The sequence below is a fragment of the Streptomyces sp. NPDC101227 genome (assembly GCF_044767545.1).
Lineage (GTDB): Bacteria > Actinomycetota > Actinomycetes > Streptomycetales > Streptomycetaceae > Streptomyces.
In genome coordinates this window covers 106,877-122,596 of the sequence record NZ_JBIWOD010000010.1, presented here as the reverse complement: position 1 = coordinate 122,596, position 15,720 = coordinate 106,877, and the positions used below count along the sequence as shown (strand labels likewise).

The 15,720-nt window shown below is 68.7% G+C and carries 15 protein-coding genes; 9 read left to right on the top strand and 6 right to left on the bottom strand.

What is annotated here, in order from left to right; all coding sequences use genetic code 11:
* Nucleotides 1-124: 124 nt before the first annotated feature.
* Together ACIRPT_RS23895 and ACIRPT_RS23890 are read left to right on the top strand one after the other, a co-directional pair.
* Nucleotides 125-994: an LLM class F420-dependent oxidoreductase gene (locus tag ACIRPT_RS23895; protein ID WP_403830285.1), complete on the top strand. Its 870-nt coding sequence runs from the start codon at nucleotides 125-127 to the stop codon at nucleotides 992-994.
* A 360-nt stretch (nucleotides 995-1,354) separates the two neighbouring features.
* Nucleotides 1,355-1,876, top strand: a complete 522-nt coding sequence (locus tag ACIRPT_RS23890; RefSeq protein ID WP_403508740.1) for a cupin domain-containing protein — start codon at nucleotides 1,355-1,357, stop codon at nucleotides 1,874-1,876.
* A gap of 380 nt (nucleotides 1,877-2,256) precedes the next feature.
* Here ACIRPT_RS23890 and ACIRPT_RS23885 read toward each other — a convergent pair whose 3' ends face one another.
* Nucleotides 2,257-2,964 carry a hypothetical protein gene (locus ACIRPT_RS23885; RefSeq protein ID WP_403830282.1) on the bottom strand — a complete coding sequence of 236 codons (708 nt, stop codon included), beginning with the start codon at nucleotides 2,962-2,964 and terminating at the stop codon, nucleotides 2,257-2,259.
* A 350-nt stretch (nucleotides 2,965-3,314) separates the two neighbouring features.
* Nucleotides 3,315-4,928: a hypothetical protein gene (locus tag ACIRPT_RS23880; RefSeq protein ID WP_403830280.1), complete on the bottom strand. Its 1,614-nt coding sequence runs from the start codon at nucleotides 4,926-4,928 to the stop codon at nucleotides 3,315-3,317.
* 114 nt (nucleotides 4,929-5,042) lie between these two features.
* Here ACIRPT_RS23880 and ACIRPT_RS23875 point away from each other — a divergent pair, with 114 nt between their 5' ends.
* Together ACIRPT_RS23875 and ACIRPT_RS23870 are read left to right on the top strand one after the other, a co-directional pair.
* Complete coding sequence (locus ACIRPT_RS23875) at nucleotides 5,043-5,819, top strand: TetR/AcrR family transcriptional regulator (protein ID WP_403830278.1); 777 nt, start codon at nucleotides 5,043-5,045, stop codon at nucleotides 5,817-5,819.
* A 448-nt stretch (nucleotides 5,820-6,267) separates the two neighbouring features.
* Nucleotides 6,268-6,708 (top strand): hypothetical protein, encoded by a 441-nt coding sequence (locus ACIRPT_RS23870; RefSeq protein WP_403830276.1) that lies wholly within the window; start codon nucleotides 6,268-6,270, stop codon nucleotides 6,706-6,708.
* Between the two features lie 233 nt (nucleotides 6,709-6,941).
* Here ACIRPT_RS23870 and ACIRPT_RS23865 read toward each other — a convergent pair whose 3' ends face one another.
* Nucleotides 6,942-7,889, bottom strand: coding sequence for a LysR family transcriptional regulator (locus ACIRPT_RS23865; protein WP_403830273.1), 948 nt, complete (start codon nucleotides 7,887-7,889; stop codon nucleotides 6,942-6,944).
* 171 nt (nucleotides 7,890-8,060) lie between these two features.
* Here ACIRPT_RS23865 and ACIRPT_RS23860 point away from each other — a divergent pair, with 171 nt between their 5' ends.
* The 3 genes from ACIRPT_RS23860 (at nucleotide 8,061) to ACIRPT_RS23850 (ending at nucleotide 11,128) form a co-directional block, all read left to right on the top strand.
* The gene (locus ACIRPT_RS23860; protein ID WP_403830271.1) at nucleotides 8,061-8,960 is read left to right on the top strand and encodes an oxidoreductase; all 900 of its coding nucleotides are present in this window, start codon (nucleotides 8,061-8,063) and stop codon (nucleotides 8,958-8,960) included.
* 330 nt (nucleotides 8,961-9,290) lie between these two features.
* Nucleotides 9,291-9,515 (top strand): hypothetical protein, encoded by a 225-nt coding sequence (locus ACIRPT_RS23855; RefSeq protein WP_403830268.1) that lies wholly within the window; start codon nucleotides 9,291-9,293, stop codon nucleotides 9,513-9,515.
* Nucleotides 9,516-9,661: 146 nt separating this feature from the next.
* A complete protein-coding gene (locus ACIRPT_RS23850; protein ID WP_403830266.1) occupies nucleotides 9,662-11,128 on the top strand; it encodes an MFS transporter in 1,467 nt (488 codons plus the stop codon).
* Nucleotides 11,129-11,221: 93 nt separating this feature from the next.
* Here the strand turns inward: ACIRPT_RS23850 and ACIRPT_RS23845 are convergent, their stop codons facing one another.
* The 3 genes from ACIRPT_RS23845 to ACIRPT_RS23835 all read right to left on the bottom strand — a co-directional run bounded on the left by ACIRPT_RS23845 (nucleotide 11,222) and on the right by ACIRPT_RS23835 (nucleotide 13,999).
* Nucleotides 11,222-11,863, bottom strand: coding sequence for a TetR/AcrR family transcriptional regulator (locus ACIRPT_RS23845; RefSeq protein ID WP_403830264.1), 642 nt, complete (start codon nucleotides 11,861-11,863; stop codon nucleotides 11,222-11,224).
* Between the two features lie 695 nt (nucleotides 11,864-12,558).
* Nucleotides 12,559-13,230, bottom strand: a complete 672-nt coding sequence (locus ACIRPT_RS23840) for a hypothetical protein (RefSeq protein ID WP_403830261.1) — start codon at nucleotides 13,228-13,230, stop codon at nucleotides 12,559-12,561.
* Nucleotides 13,231-13,324: 94 nt separating this feature from the next.
* On the bottom strand, nucleotides 13,325-13,999 hold the full coding sequence (locus ACIRPT_RS23835) for an SGNH/GDSL hydrolase family protein (protein ID WP_403830259.1): 675 nt from the start codon (nucleotides 13,997-13,999) through the stop codon (nucleotides 13,325-13,327).
* A gap of 202 nt (nucleotides 14,000-14,201) precedes the next feature.
* On the opposite strand from ACIRPT_RS23835, the gene ACIRPT_RS23830 reads away from it, so the two are divergent.
* Both ACIRPT_RS23830 and ACIRPT_RS23825 read left to right on the top strand, forming a co-directional pair.
* Nucleotides 14,202-14,366: a hypothetical protein gene (locus tag ACIRPT_RS23830; RefSeq protein WP_403830257.1), complete on the top strand. Its 165-nt coding sequence runs from the start codon at nucleotides 14,202-14,204 to the stop codon at nucleotides 14,364-14,366.
* 205 nt (nucleotides 14,367-14,571) lie between these two features.
* Nucleotides 14,572-15,651 carry a hypothetical protein gene (locus tag ACIRPT_RS23825; RefSeq protein WP_403830255.1) on the top strand — a complete coding sequence of 360 codons (1,080 nt, stop codon included), beginning with the start codon at nucleotides 14,572-14,574 and terminating at the stop codon, nucleotides 15,649-15,651.
* Nucleotides 15,652-15,720: the final 69 nt, after the last annotated feature.

The following is a 15,720-nucleotide window of genomic DNA, read 5'->3' as shown; positions in this document are numbered from 1 at the left end:
GATGGCGTGGTGGCGGCGAAAGCCGTCCCGCTGCGCCTCCGGGCGCGGCGCGCGGCGCGCCGCGTCATCCGAGCGCGTCCGCGCTTCGCACTTCGCCCCTAAGGTGACGTGGCGGAGGTGGAGAATGCGAGTAGGGCTGCACGCGCTCGGTATCGGTGACGGTGCCCGCCCCGAGGTGATCCGTGCCGTGGCCACAGCCGCGGAGACGCACGGTTTCGCGAGGCTCTGGTGCGGCGAGCACGTGGCGCTCGTAGACGCGCCCACCTCCCGTTACCCCTATGCCGCGGACGGCCGGATCGCCGTGCCCGCTGACGCGGACTGGCTGGACCCGCTGCTTGCACTGACCTTCGCGGCGGCGGTCACCAGCCGCATCGAGCTCGCCTCCGGCGTACTCCTGCTGCCCGAGCACAACCCGGTCCTGGTCGCCAAACAGGCCGCCACCCTCGACGTGCTCTCCGCCGGGCGGTTCAGCCTCGGAGTCGGGGTCGGCTGGTCGGCCGAGGAATTCGCGGCGCTCGGAGTGCCCTTCGCCGGGCGCGGGCGGCGCACCGAAGAGTACCTCGCCGCGATGCGCACCCTCTGGGCCGAGGACCCGGCCTCCTTCGCAGGGGAGTTCACCCGCTTCCACGCGATCCGGGTCAACCCGAAGCCACTGCGCGGCGGCCGGCTACCGGTCGTGGTCGGCGGCAACAGCGATGCCGCCTTGCGCCGCGCGGCCACGCTCGCCGACGGCTGGTACGGCTTCAACGTCCCGGTGGCCGACGTCCCGGCGCACATCGCCGTTCTCGCCGACGAATGCGCCCGGCACGGTCGCGCCTTTGACGAGCTCACGGTCGCCGTCGCGCTGAGCGACGGCACCCCGGAGCACCTGGCCGCACTCGGTACGGCAGGCGTCACCGAACTCGTCATCGTCGGCGCTCCCCCGGCCACTCCGAACACGGCGACCACCTGGGTCGCGGAACTCGCCCGGACCTGGATCCGCCCGGAGAAATAACCGGGGCCGGCCGCCCGCCACGCCGCAGACGATGCCGCGGGGATTGTCGACCAACTCGCCGATTTTTTCAGGGAGTTGACCATCGACTCGAACCGTGAACCGTGAACCGTGAACCGTGAGCCGTGAGCCGGGCCGACGCCGCCCGGTGCTGGAGTTGGCCCGGCGGCTGGTTCCGTGACCCACAGGAGGAACCTTCGACGTCGGGAAGCGCGGACTGGACCGGGACCGTGATCCACCAGGAGAGCACGGAACTGGTATCGCTGATCCTCGGTAGCGCAATGACCAATGCGAAATTGACCCAAGGTTTCGGCATCTAAATGGCCTGGCCAGCAGGCCATTTCGCATCGTAGAGTCTTGATCATGACTGAAGGAACATCCGCAATATCCACGACCTCTGCGCCCGACCAGGTGCTGCTGACCCGCTGTGCGGAGGCCGAGACCTGCTCCGATCCGAGCAGTGTGATGACCCTGCTGGGCGAGTCGGACGGCACCGGCGGTGGTTTCACGAGCTACCGCTCGACCTTCGCCAAGGGGGCGGTGGGCGCACCGGCCCACTTCCACACCAAGGCGACGGAGCTGTTCATCGTGATCAGCGGTTCCCTGCGGGTGCTGGTGGGCGAGGAGGTCACCGTCCTGAACGCTGGGGACTTCCTGGCAGTTCCGCCGCACACCCCGCATGCCTTCGCCGCGGCCCCCGACGCCGAGGCGGACGTCCTGTTCGTGTTCACCCCGGGCATGGGCCGGTTCGACTACCTGCGCCTGCTGAGCCGTGTGATGCGTGGCGAGGCCGACCCCAAGGAGATCGCCGAGTCCTCGGAACGCTTCGACAACCACTACGTCGACAGCCCCGTCTGGCGCGCCGCCCTGGAGGGCTCGGCGTAATCGACTCCACGACCGGCGTCCGCGTGGCCCGGCCTGCCCGCTTCGGGGTTGCGGAGCCGAGCTTGCGCGGTTCGTCGCCAGGCGGGCAGGAAATGCCGGGAGGTGCCGCACCGCACCGAGCTCGACCCGACACACCTGGGAGCGGATGACGCTGTACCAGGCCATGGGCACGGCCACGGCCACGGCGGAGAGAGGTCCTGGCTCCTGTCCAGGGCAACCCGAGGCGGTCAGCCGATGGGGCTGACGAAGGTGGCCGGGCGGGTGGGTGGTGCCTTCCTGGTTGACGGGCGGGCACCCAGCACCGGTGTCGGATGCTTCCGTCACTGCGGGGTGGAGCCGCCCCGCCGGAGGCGGCTCCACCGCCGCGGCCGGGCGGGTGTTTACTCGTGGGCGCTGATCACGCCGCCGCTGCTGAGCACGATGTAGATGCCGTTGGCGTCGAGCCCGACGTCGTGCTGGTTCGTCTCCAGTGTGGCGGCTACGCCGTCGTGGCCGATGATCTGCGCGCGGTACCGCAGCTCGCCGACCTTCGTGACCTTGGCCGTCCAGCCGCCCGCGAGCTTGAAGGTGCCCGGTCCCTGGTGTCCGCCGCCCATCCAGGAGTGGACCTGGCCGTCCAAAGTGAGCGTGACGAACATGTCGTTGGCATCGAGCCCGTCGTCGTGCCCCTTCGTCTCCAGCGTGGCCAGGACCGAACCCCGGGCGACGATCTTGGCGCGGTAGTGCTGGTCGCCGAGCTTGTAGATCTCGGCCTTGCTGATGCCGTCCGCCAGGCGCTGGGTGCGGACCGGGGATGCTGCCTTGCCACCGTTGGCGGCAGGCGAGCTGCCCGACTGCTTGCCCGGCTGCTTGCCTGACTGCTTGTCCGCGGCGCCCGCCTTGGGGTCGGAGCTCTGCACTCCGGACCATCCCGAGGCGGTGGACTCGGCGGCGGCCGAGCTCGTCTTCGTGTGCCCCACGGACTTCGCGTCGGCGGCGTCCGCGCCGGAGCAGGCGGCCAGGGTGAGGCCGGCTGCCGCGGTCAGGGCCGCGGCGGCGATCCGCAGGGTGCGGCGACGAGCGGTGCGGACAGTGGTGCTGGAGTTCATTTCGGGGTCCCCCCAAGGACAGTCGGTGTCGTTGTCTCCTCGGTACGTCACCCACTCTGGTCGGCGCCGCTATCGCGAGGCTGCCGCTCCGCTAACTCCCGGCTAACACGGATGTGAGGAGGGAAAGGACGCCCAGAAGAACTCGAAGAAGGTGAGAGAGCAAGCCAAGGGCTCCAGCAAGGGCCAGAAGCTCTCCTGCTTTGTGGAAATGCAGCCGTGGGCAGTGGGCAGTCCCCACACCCCAGGTCAGAGGGTATCCGCGGCGCCATGCCCAAGTCCTGGAACGGCGATTACCCGGTGGATCGAGCCTGCGATGCCCTTGCCCGGCAAGGGCACCACGGCCTCGACGGCTACCGGTCGTGGACGCGCACGATCCCCCCGAACGTCGAGACGTACGCCGAGCCATCCGGGCCGAGGGTGATCGGCGACCAGTTGTTGTTGTACGCCTCGCCGGTGCCGGTACGGACCCGGAAGCGGGTGGCACCCGTGCGCCAGTCGATGGCGGCGAGGTACCAGGCGTCCGCGCCCTTGCTGTTGGACGGCTTGGCGTAGGCGTACAGCAGTCCGTTGGAGCGGGAGAGCTTGGTGACGACCGTCGGGGACTGCTCCTTGCTCCGCCACGCCACCTTGCAGCCGTCGCCTGCCCTGTTGACCTCCACCTTGGTGATGCCGGCGGTGATGTTCTTGCCGCCCCGGGTCGTCCTGATGGACCGGTACCCGTAGCTGTTCTGTACGGAGAAGCCGTTGCCCCAGGCGGTGAGCGAGTTCTCGGTGGCTCCGGCGTGGGGGGCGAAGACGGGGACGGAGCAGACCAGGCGGTCGCCCTTGGGGTGGTCGCCGCGCCTGTAGACCAGGACGTGCATCCGCGGGTCGGCGTTGTCCGTGATGCCGACGTAGTCGTCGCCCAGCAGCGCCGGGGTGGCACCCGTGCCCTGGTTGATCTGGCCGGGCTTGACGCGGCTGCCGCGGTCGTATGTCTCGCGCCAGTCGATCTCCGGGGTGCCGTCCGGCCTGGCCCGCATCCGGTACAACGCGTGGTCGGTGGCGAGGAAGGTGCCGTCGGGGCCGGTGGAGAAGGAGTTCTCTATCTGCTCGCCCTTGAGGGCGAGTGTCTTGACCTCGCCGGTCTTCGGATCGACGGTACCGACGCGGCCGTGGCCGCTGGCCCACCACAGCAGACCGTGGTAATCCGGCTGGACGGCGGTCACCGGATCACATTCGCCCTTGGGAGTGGGATGGGCGGTGGTGGCGCAGTCGTGCGGGAGGTACGGGCGCAGATTCCAGTCGTCGGTCCGCTGGAACTGCCACTTCCCGGGCTTGTCAGGGGCGCCGGGCTTGCCGGGCTTCCCAGACCCACCCGATGACTTGGTGTGACGCACCGTCAGTCGCCGAATGTGCTGGTCCGCGCTGGCGATGACGATCCGGTCGTGATCGTCCAGGTAGTAGTACGAGCCCGAAGTGTCGGCGAACATCACGGCGGGGTTGTGGGTCGCGGCCGCCTGGTACGTGGAGGGGCGCACCGGAAGCTCGTACGAGGCCAGGTCCTTGAGCGTTTTGGGGTCCTCCAGCCGCAGGGTCGGCCGGCGCGAGGCACCGCCGCAGTGGAGGACCATCAGCCCGTTGCGCAGGAAGGTGGCGGTGGCGCACTGGGAAGGCTCCTTGGGGTTGGTGGCCTTGCCGGCGTAGGTCACCCGGGGGTGCTGCCCCAGCGGGCCGCCCTGGGGCTGGGTGTTGCTCGCGTAACTGTCGCCGTGCATGGCGCTGCGGCCGTCCTGCGCCATGGCGGGGTTGTGGACCTCGCTGCCCGGTACGGGACGGGCGGTCGCGGGGCGCGTCTGCCCCTTGCCTGGGTGCGCGGCCGGCGCGCAGGCCGTAACGGCCGTCAGGGTCAGGGCGGCGAGCGTGGCGAGCGGGGCGGTGGCCACGAGGGTGGTGCGCCGAGACTTGGGGGTGAGGGGCAGCACGGTGGTCCTGGTCCTTCCCTGGATAACGGAAATGGGATCGTCGAGGGCATGGCAAGCACAGGCAGCGCAATTAAGGCAGGCGCCTTATTAAGGTATATGCCTTACGGTGGACCCATGGCCAGAGGAAGTGCAGCGGGAGAGAGCTCGACCGGGGGAACCGCACCCGGCGCAAGCGCACCCCGAGGAAACGCCGCCCGCGAGCTCATAGCGGAGACGGCGCTGCGATTGTTCGCCGAGCGGGGCATCGACGCCGTCTCGCTACGGGAAATCACCGCCGCGTCGGGGCAGCGCAACAAATCGGCGGCCCAGTACCACTTCGGCGACAAGGAACGCCTGATCCTGGAGATCTTCGAGCGGCACACGGGCCGGGTGAACGCCCGCCGCCAAGCCGTACTCGCCGAACTGCACGAGCAGCACGAGCAGCACCCGAGCCTCGAGGATCTGGTCGACGCCCTGCTCCGCCCATTGGCCGAGACCATCGACGAGCACAGCCACTACCTGCGGTTCCTCGCCCAGGTATCCCTGACTCCTTGGACGGACACCCTCGTACGGGCCGACCCGACGGTGACGCACAGCGTCCAGACCGTCTTCACCGCGCTGGCCCAGCTCCTGGACGACCTCCCCGAACCCGTACTGCGCACCCGGCTCGCCCTGGCCATGATGCTCGCCGTCCGCGCCCTGGCCGCCTGCGAGCAGTCCATGCGACCCGGCAACCGGGGCAATGCACGGCGGGTGGCTCTGCTCACCGCCAACCTGGTCGACAGCACCATCGGTATCCTGCGCGCCCCCGTCTCCGAGGCCACGCGCAAACTCCTCCCCGGCGCCCCGAAACCACCCGCCACGGACGGCTGGCCCTGGCACCTACTGCTGGGCGCGGAGGCGGGCCTGTAACGGGCGTACGGGGACACCGGAACCAGAAACCGGCCCCTGCTCCTCGTCCGCCCCTCCGCCACCCACCGCTCCCGCAGCTCCATGAATCGCGCTCCGCAGGTCGAGCCGGTGCGTACGGCGGGCCCACTCCTCCTGGATCGCCGTGTGAACCGGCGGAAGAGGCGGGCGATGGGGAACCACATCCGGCATGGAGGAGGGGCGCCCGAGCCGACGGGGAACACGCAAGCGAGCCGGCGTCCGGTCCGGGAGCAACGGCTCGGTCCGTGCCCGCTGCGCATCCGTTAACGGCAGGCCCGGACCGATGAGTCAGAGAGTCCCAACGAAACGACGGCCCAGGCCACGGCGGATCGGCAGAGGCCACTCAGGCATGGTCCTGGCGATTACCCGCAGGGCACCTCGGCGGTACTTTGACCGGAATTCGTGGGAGGGGTGGACAGGCAGGTGGACAGTGAACGGTGACCTGCGGCATGCAGCTGTCGTGGTGCTCGGCGAGCTCGGGCGAAGTCATGACTACCGTGACCGGGCGGATGCCGGTCACGGCCTGGCAGGGTTCGCCGAGACGCAGGAGGCTTTCGGGCCGCTGCTTGAGCTCGTGCTCGACCCAGGTGACACCTTCGTCACCCGGCGGACCGTAGAGGCACTGCTCCGGCGAAGGGACAGGGCCGGGCTGACGATAGTCGCCTCGGCACTGGCAGTCGCCAACTCCCCTCACAGCGATTGGATCCACACCGCAATCGTCGATGTATTCGGCATCTTCTCCGACGATCGGGACAACGCAATACGGCTGTGCGAGGAGGTATCGCGGGACACCGACGCCCGCGTTGCCCTGGGGGCTCGTCAGCTGCAGGAAATCCTGGCAGAGATCGATCCCGTTCTACGCCCTGCGTAGCGGGGCGAACCCTGTCGTGGGAGCGCCGGTGCTCGACGGCAGGCGCACCGCGACTGTGGTGTTCGGCGGGTCCGAGCCGGACCTGTATCCGTATGGCGGACGTGGCGGATGGGCAAGGCGCCGGCGCAGAAGCTGCTGCTGCTCTGCGGAGCGTCGGCGTACTGCCCGTAGTCGCATGGAACGGTGACCAAGTAGCCTAAGAACAGCGGGAGTTGCCCCCTCGCCGTCCGCCCTTAACCCCGGGCCGGGCCTGCGCCGTCCCCGCTTTCGCCGCCTGAACCGGCGGCCCCGTCCCCCCGCAGAGCGGCGGCGAGTTCGCGTACCACCTCGGCGAAGCCCCGTACGAGGGGACTGCTCGCGCCCTCGTACCAGGCCAGGGCGACCCTCAGCGGTTCGACGTCGGTGAGCGGGACCCAGGACAGGTCGGGGCGGGCGTAGTACAGGGCCATGCTCGACGGGGCGAAGCAGACCGCGGCGCCGTCGGCGACCTGCTCCAGCATCTCTTCGACGTTGTCGTTCTTCGGTCCCCAGTGCGGTGCGGAGCCGTCAGGTCTGGGGTTCACCGCCCACCAGTCGACCCAGTCGCGCGGCGCCCGCTCCGTCCACAGCAGCGGCTCGTCCTTGACGTCCAGGATGCCGATTCCCGTACGCCCCGCCAGCGGGTGTCCGACGGGCAGGCCGACGACCCGGGGTTCGGTGTGGACCACCTCGGCGTGCAGGTCGGTGAGGTCGGCGGGCAGCCAGACGAAGGCGACGTCCACGCGGCCGTCGCGCAGGGCGGCCGCCTCCTGGCCCCAGTCGAAGCGCTTCGGTTCCACCCGGACGTCCGGATTGCGGCGGGCGAACTCGGCCCGGGCCCGGGTGGTCAACTCGCCCGCGCCGCTTGCCTCGAAGCCGACCCGGAGCACCGCCTTCTCCTGGTGCCGGTGGCGTTCCGCCGCGGCGAGGACACGGTCCGCCTGGCGTACGGTCCGGCGTGCCTCGGCCACCACATCGCGCCCGGCAGGGGTCTGGGTCACGCCGCCGGGGTGCCGCTCGAAGAGGGGGACGCCGAGTTCCGCCTCCAGCTTCCGCAGTGCGTACGACAGGGCCGGCTGGCTCACGTACAGCCGCGCCGCCGCCCGGCCGAGGTTCCCCTCCTCGGCGATCGCGACGAGATAGTTCAACTGCCGCAGCTCCATGGGGAGATCATAACCAGCGGCGATAAACGGTCTTTATCGATCGTGTGGATCTCTGTCTTGGACGGCGGGGCCGGGCGGCGGGCGTAATGGAGACACGCGCCGGGACATCGCCTCGGCCGTGTTCACCGGCCGGCCCTCCGACCGGCTTCCGCAACCACCCTGGAGATCTCCATGAGCGACAACGTCCGCACCGCTGCCGCCCCCGCCCCCGCCGCCACCCCCACCCGCTCCGCAACCGGCAAGGTCTGGCTGATCACCGGCGCCAACTCCGGTTTCGGGCAGGCGATCACGCGGGCGGCCCTCGCGGCCGGCGACACCGTGGTGGCCGCCGTCCGCCGCCCCGATTCCCTCGGCGAACTCGCCGCCGCGCACCCCGGTCGCGTCGTCCCCGTCGCCCTCGATGTCACCGACCCGGCGCGCATCACCGCCGTCGTCGCCGAGGTGATCCTCTGGTACGGGCGGATCGACGTACTGGTCAACAACGCCGGCCGCGGGCAGGTCGGCGCCGTCGAGGAGACCACCGACCGCGAACTCCGCGACCTGATGGACCTGCACCTCTTCGGCCCCGCCGCGCTCACCCGCGCCGTGCTCCCGCACATGCGCCGCCAGGGCTCGGGCGCCGTCGTGCAGATGAGCAGCATGGGCGGCCGGTTCTCCTTCCCCGGCGTCGGCGCCTACTCGGCCACCAAGTTCGCCCTGGAGGGACTGTCCGAGGCGCTGGCCCTGGAAGTCGCCCCGCACGGGATCAAGGTGCTGGTCGTGGAGCCGGGGGCGTTCCGGACCGGGTTCGCCGGCGGCGGTGCGCTGCGGCAGTCGGCGCCCCTGGACGCGTACGAGGAGACGGTCGGCCCGGTCCGCGCCGGGCTCCCGGACAGCGACGGCAAGCAGCCGGGCGACCCCGACAAAGCTGCCGCGGCGATCCTGACCGCGTTGGCCGCCGAGCGGACCCCGCTGCGACTGGCCCTCGGCAACGACGCCTCCGACGCCATCGCCACCCAGCTGAAGTCCGCCGGCGAGGAGGCGGCCGCCTGGGAGGCGGTCAGCCGGGGCACGGACTTTGACGAGGAGTGAGGCCGGGGGGGCGGGCCGGTCCTGGCTGTGGGCCCCAGAGCGCTGAGGCCGGACTGGGGAGACCCCCTGCCGGGAGACCATCTCGCCGGGAGCTGCGGTAGCCCGGGGCGTGACACTCCCCGGGCGGGTCGGCCTCGGCCTCCGCCTCCTCCGCCGCCGCGTCCGCGCACCGGCCCGGTAGCCCGCGGGCTCGTCGGACCCCCTGGCCCGTGCCGGAGTTGACCGGACGGCCCGTGAACTGCGTCTTCTCACGCTGGTGCGCCGGCTGCCGGCGAATTGCGTGCGCCCGCTCCCGCAGGGGCGGGCGTCACCTACGACAACATGCCGTCCATGGCCCTCCGGTACGCGGGCGAACACATCGCCGGCAGGGGCGGGTTGACCATCCAGGACGCCTGGCGTGACGACATGACGGCACGACGGCACGACGGCACGACGGTCCATCCGGGCAGCACGGTGACTGGGTTCCGTGTGGAACTCGGGGGCTGCCGCAGCCGGCTCCTCGACCCCAACGGCGTCAACCGTCAGCCCTACCCGGGTAACGGCACCCCTTGCTGACGGGCCGTCCGCCGGCCCGACCGGGAGGCGGGTGGCCACTGACCCAGGGGGATAACCGATTGCAGTAGACATACGGTCGTGCGTATTCTTTGGTGGAGCTCGGGACCACTGGGCCAGTGCGCTTTGCCGCGAAAGGGATGCCTCACATGTCGAATGCCAGCCCCACACTGAAGGCGGCGCCCAGCGCGCAGCCCGGCCCAGGGGGTGCGGTGCCTTGGGCCGCCCTGTCGACCGTCATGATCGGTATGTTCATGGCGATCCTGGACTCGTACATCGTCGTCGTGGCCGGCCCGGCCATCCAGACCGATCTCAAAGCGACCGCGAGCGAGCTCCAATGGATCCTCGCCGGCTACCAGTTGAGCTACGCGGTCCTCATGATCACCGGCGGCAGGCTTGCGGATCTGTACGGGCGCAAGCGCGTCTTCATCATCGGAACGGCGGTCTTCACGCTCTCGTCCATCGCCTGCGCCATGGCCGGCGATCCCAGCGTGCTCATCGGTGCCCGCATCGTCCAGGGCCTCGGCGCGGCCCTGATGGTTCCGCAGGTCTTCGCCGTCATCACGCTGACGGTCTCGGCGCAGAACCGGCACCGTGTCTTCGGTGTCCTCGGGGTCGTCCTCGGCATGGCGTCGGTCAGCGGTCAGGTCGTCGGTGGCCTCCTGATCGGCGCGAACCTCTTCGGCTCCGACTGGCGCTCGGTGTTCTGGGTGAACGTCCCCATCGGTATCGTCACGATCCTGCTGACCCTCAAGTACCTACCGGAGTCGCGGGCGGAGCGGACCCGCAAGCTCGACGTGCCCGGCGTTGTGGTCCTCAGCGCAGCCCTGCTGCTGCTCGCCTACCCGCTCATCCAGGGGCGGGACGCCGGCTGGCCCTGGTGGACGTGGGCGTGCTTCGCGGGCAGCGCGGTGGCGTTCGCGCTCTTCGTCGCGCTGGAGCGAGCGGTCGACCGGCGCGGTGGTGAGCCGCTGATCAAGCTGTCCCTCTTCGCGCAGCGCTCGTTCTCGCTCGGCATCGTCCTGGTCCTCGCCGTGTACGCGCTTTTGACCTCGTACTACCTTGCGCTGTCCGTCTCGATGCAGGACGGGCTGGGCATGTCGGCCCTCGGTTCCGGGCTGGTCTACACGCCGGCGGCGTCGACCTTCTTCGTCTGCAGCCTGATCGCCGGACGGCTCGTTCCGAAGTACGGCCGCCGCGTACTGGAGGTCGGTGCAGTCGTCCTCATGGTCGGCTATCTGACGACCGCCGTGGTGCTGCTGTCCGGGCCTCGTCTGACGCCCCTGCTCATCATCCCGACCCTGATGCTGCAGAGCGTGGGCGGCGGGTTCCTGATCACGCCGCTGCTCAATACGGTCCTGGCACGGATCGATCCGCAGTCCGCGGGCATGGCCTCGGGCTCGCTGTCCACCGCCCAGCAGATCGGCGGTGCGCTGGGCGTGGCGGTCGTCGGAGCGGTGTTCTTCCGCTCCTTCCAGACAGGCGCCGCCTCGGGCGACAAGGTGCACGCGGCGGGACACGCTTTCGCGCTGACGTCGCTGACGACCTCCGCCATCGCGGCGCTCGCGGCCCTGCTGGTGTTCCTCCTGCCGAAGGCGCCGACGACGAAGGCGTGACGACGTGCAGCAGGTGCCGGCGCCTTGGGGGAGCGAGTCCCGAGGGCGCCGGCACCTCTTGCGCCGCCCGACCGGCGCGAGGAGAGTCCAGGTTCAGGCCGTTTTCAGGAGACTTTCCACGGTGCGGCGAACCTTGGCGATGACGTCTTCGTCTCCGAGGCGCAGCGCCGTGTTGGCCGCGCAGAGTACGGAATCGATCTGGAAGACCGCGAGATCGATGTCGATTTCCGCGATCTCGTGGGATTCGACGGCGTTTTGCAATTCCGTCCCGATGGTGTCGAGCCATTCCTGCTGATGACGGACCAGGGCGTCGCGGATCGTTCCCGGCTTGCTGTCGAAACGTGCGATGTTCGCGACGCGGAAGCAGCCGCCTTCGAACAGCGGAGTTCTGGCGTAATCAAACCAGTGCTCAATCAAAGAGCGCAGCCGGTCGACTCCGGGGGCCGCTTCCCTCGCCGGGCGGACGACCGCATCGATGAACATATCGCGCGCATAGTCGATGGTCGCGAGCTGGAGCAATTCCTTTGACCTGAAGAGGGTCTGGATGCCCGCCTTGCTCATGCCCGTATCGGTCGCGAGACGGCCGAAGCTCACGTCGTCCAGCCCGTCGAGGGAGGCGATGTCGACGGCGCGCCGCAGCGCGGTCTCACGCGCTCGCGCCCCTTTGAGCAGGCGCTTGTCGGTGATCGACACCGCGTCTGCCCGTGTGACGAAGGTTCGCGCCCCAGTTTCCATACGGTCGATCGTACCTCTTGTGTGCGATGCCCGGGAGAACCCACCCTTTCGCGCGGGCCGCCTACACGGACATACGGGCCGTGCACCGCGCCGCCGGCCGCGAGATAAGGCTCGCGGCCGCCTTGGCATATGTGAGGAATTCCTTCGGCAATGCGGACTTTGCCGGCCCTGGGTATCAGAGCGCGTACGAGAGCGCTTGGACCGTTGCGCATCGAGGTGGATGACTCGGAGGCGGAGTTGTCCGGAACCAAACTCCGGGACATTCTCGCCGTGCTTGTACTGTGGGCAGGCGAGTGCATTCGAATCCGGCGGACACCGGCTGAGCGGGGAACGGGCGTCGGTCGACACGCACCGCCTCAGTGGCCCTGGGGCGTATGGCCCGGTGCGCGAAGGAGTCCGGGCCTGTCACAACGCCGAGCGTGTCCCGTTCCAGGAATTGAGTGCCGAACCCGGCCCGTAGCCGTGCACAGCACACGGCGTCGCGCGACAGGCGATCTCCTCGGACATCACGCGCGAGCGGAACGTGCGCGACCGGCCCGCCGGGCGTGACGGCGGGGCGGGGCGAGAGGTGGAGGGCGGTTCTGTTCCACGTCGGAAGACGCTGAAGGAAGTAGCGACGTCGTTTGGGAACGCTGGCGGTGAGGTGGTCCGTTGTACCGGTGTTCCGTAACCCGAGCTTGTGGGGCGAGGAGGGTTCAGCCTGCCGCAGGGCCGATGGGTGATGTCCCGGTCCGGCCGACTCGTGGCGGAGTGAGGGCGAGTACTCCGGTGCCGTGCGTGCGGGTTTCCGCGGTGAGGTCGCGTGGGCTGATGCTGAGTGCGGCGGCGATCTCAGGTGCCATGCCGTAGGTGGCCAGGCTCCACTCCTCTTCGTCTTCGTCGCTTTCAGTCGCCGCGTCCCATGTGCGCGACAGTCCCAGTTGTGCACGCCGGGCCCGCTCATACGGCAGTGGTTCACCCAAGGTCAGGTAATGATCCTCACCCTCTCCGGTCTCGCAATAACGCCGCACAACGATGCCCCGCTCAGCGATGAGCCAGGCCGAACCGTCGCCCTGCGCACCGTAGTAGTAGGCCTGCGCCTGCCCGTAGCGCTCGCTGAGCTCCACGCACATACGCAGGACCTCGTCGCCGCGCTCGCTGTCGCACAGGTTGCACCAGCGGCCGATGACCAGGGTCCATCCACCGAGTTCGGGGCTCACGTACACCCGGGGGCGCCCCTGAGGCTCCTCGTTGAATCCCAGATGACCGTCCGCGTCGATTGCCGCTTCGGCGACCTCGAATGTCACAGGGCTGGGCTGGGTCAGCCCCAGGGACGCCATCACCCCTGCCTGGTCCCCGTCGGTACCGCCAACCAGTGAAGCCAGCATGTTGTCAGGGGTCTGGGCCGGTCTGCCGTGAAGGTGTACACGAGCCCACGATGTCATGCCGGCACGGTGGCTGAGCTGAGGTTAAATCTCAAGCTCAGGGCGTGCGGCGGGCCAGGGTGGCGGCCAGTGCCCTGACCATCTCACTCGCCATGACGGCCTGACCCGACGTGGAGAAGTGGATGTGATCCGCACTCAGCAGGCCCTCCCGGGAGTTGACCGGGTGATCCCACATGTCGACGACGACGGCGTCATACTCGTCGGCAAGGGCGCGCGTGAGGTCGTTCAGGGTGAGCACGCGCTCCGTCCAGTCGGGGAAGACCGGCACGACGTAGGAGCGCCCCAGGGTGAACGTCGTGAGCTCCGCACCCGTCTCAGCCGCCAGGTCGTACATCTTGCGCATGTTCTGCTCGATCTCCCCGAAATCCGGTGAGCGGCGCAGGAGGTCGTTGGCGCCGCACGGAATGTGCAGCAGGTCCGGGGCGAAGTTCCGCATCTCGTCGATCTGGTGGTCGAGGGTGTCGATCGTCGTGGCACCGTTCACCGCCGTGTTCAGGTAGGCCAGATCAGGCCTCACCTGCCGCAGGATGTGCGCGAATCGAGCGGACCAACCCTGGTTCCCGTAGCCGACGCTCTTGTCTCCCGTCCCCGCGGAGAGGCTGTCCCCGATCACGGCGTAGCGCTGCCAGGGGGCATCGAACAGCATCGCCGCAGCATCGATTGTGGCCAGGCAGAACGGGTCGGTCTCCTCGGTGAAGGATGTCGAAGTCATCACCAAAGAATGCGGTCGGCCGTATGTAATGTCAACATCGGGGCGGCCCGGCAGGCAAGATGACGAGGTGCGCTCGGCGGGCTGTCAGTGGTGGCGGTGGGGATTGCTGAGCGGCTGGTGCCGGATGAGTTCCAGCGCGTGGCGAACCTGCGGGACAGCCTCGCAGCGACTGAGCCACTACCACCGGACCGTCGAACGCACCATGCCCTGGCTTTCCGGCTGCCGCCATCGCCACCGACGCTACGAGCACTTCACGGGTGTCCCCTTCCACTCGCTCACCGGTAGCAGATACGACCGCGATATGCGGCTGCTGCAAGGCGTGGCGGCGCTCGGAATGAGCGGCTTGGGCATCCGGTTCCGCGTGTAGGGCTGGCCGATGGGGCCATGGAGTTGTAAGAGTGCGAGGGCTCACTTCCCTGAGTTGGGTACTAGAGTTCAGAAAACCCCTCGATGGTGTGAGAGTGTCGCGTCACCGCGCCGAATACGGCTGAATCCCGACGGTTATCGAAGCGAAGAAGACTGGACACGATCCGTTCCGTTGCGGGAAATCGAAAGATGACGGAGTTCGGAACGTGACCAAGGTGCGCGGTGCAACTGGCAGCCGGAATGTTGGAAATCAGGTTTCTCTCAAGGAAATTGACGAGATCTCGACCATCACGAACCCGGTCCTGCGCAACCTGAGAATCACTCAGGCTTATCACGATCTCGCCATTTCCATGGCTCAATTGCTGGGCCAGGAAAATGTCAGCTGGTGCGCCTTCGGAACCTGGGCGTCGCGCACCGCCGGACGTTCCATCCGAGGCGAGAGCGCCCCCGCGATCATCAGGACCGCCATCGCCTTCAGCCAGCGCATCCCTCCTCAGTGCCGTCGAATCCGGACGGACACTTTCACCGATGCCGTCGAGCAGGTCAGTAGCAACGTGGCCTGGGGAAATCTCCTTGTCTTTCGAGACCTCGGGCCGCTGTTCGTCAGCCTGATCGACAATCTGGGGCAGGCGTCGGGCGCCGAACAGGCGGAGCAACGCTGTATCGCCTCCCTTACGCCGGGGCCCGTTGAGGAGGGCGGCCAGGACTTGCTCATTTCGGCGGCCCGCAACTACTTCAAGGCCCAACTCGCCCAGGACGCTGGCGCGCGCGCCGAACACATCCTGCTCGCCAACCTCTATATCGGCCTGCACGAACAGATCAGACTGCAAGCGCCGATCACGCAAGCCCTGGCGTGGCCCACAGGCACCCGGATTTCCTACCTGCCGCTGCTCAAGCAATTGCAATGTTCCTGGGAAACCATGGTCACTCAGCAATTGATGGACCTCAGGCTTCCGGCATCGGACTTCGGCATCACTCGGCGCCTCATCTCACAACGGATCGGGGCCGATATCGGGAAGACATCGAAATACGCCCAGTTCCCCAAGGCGTTGGCACACCTGAAGAACATCGAACTCAAGGCACTGTTGTACGACATCGATCGCACCCCGAACACTCTGCTGGGCAGCGCCGCCGAAAACTGGACGGCCCTCGGTGACCGCATGAACTTCGTGGCCGACCTGTTTCGTGTCTGGCAGCAGGAACAACGGCTGCTCCAGCCGCCGTTCACCGCGGCACAGACCGCCAGTCTCCGCACCGGAAGAGTCCCGACCGGACCCCAGCTGTAACGGGGCCAGTGCAGGAGCGCCGTCGGTGCCGCTCCGCACGGGTGCACACCCTCGCCGGTAGCAGCGTCC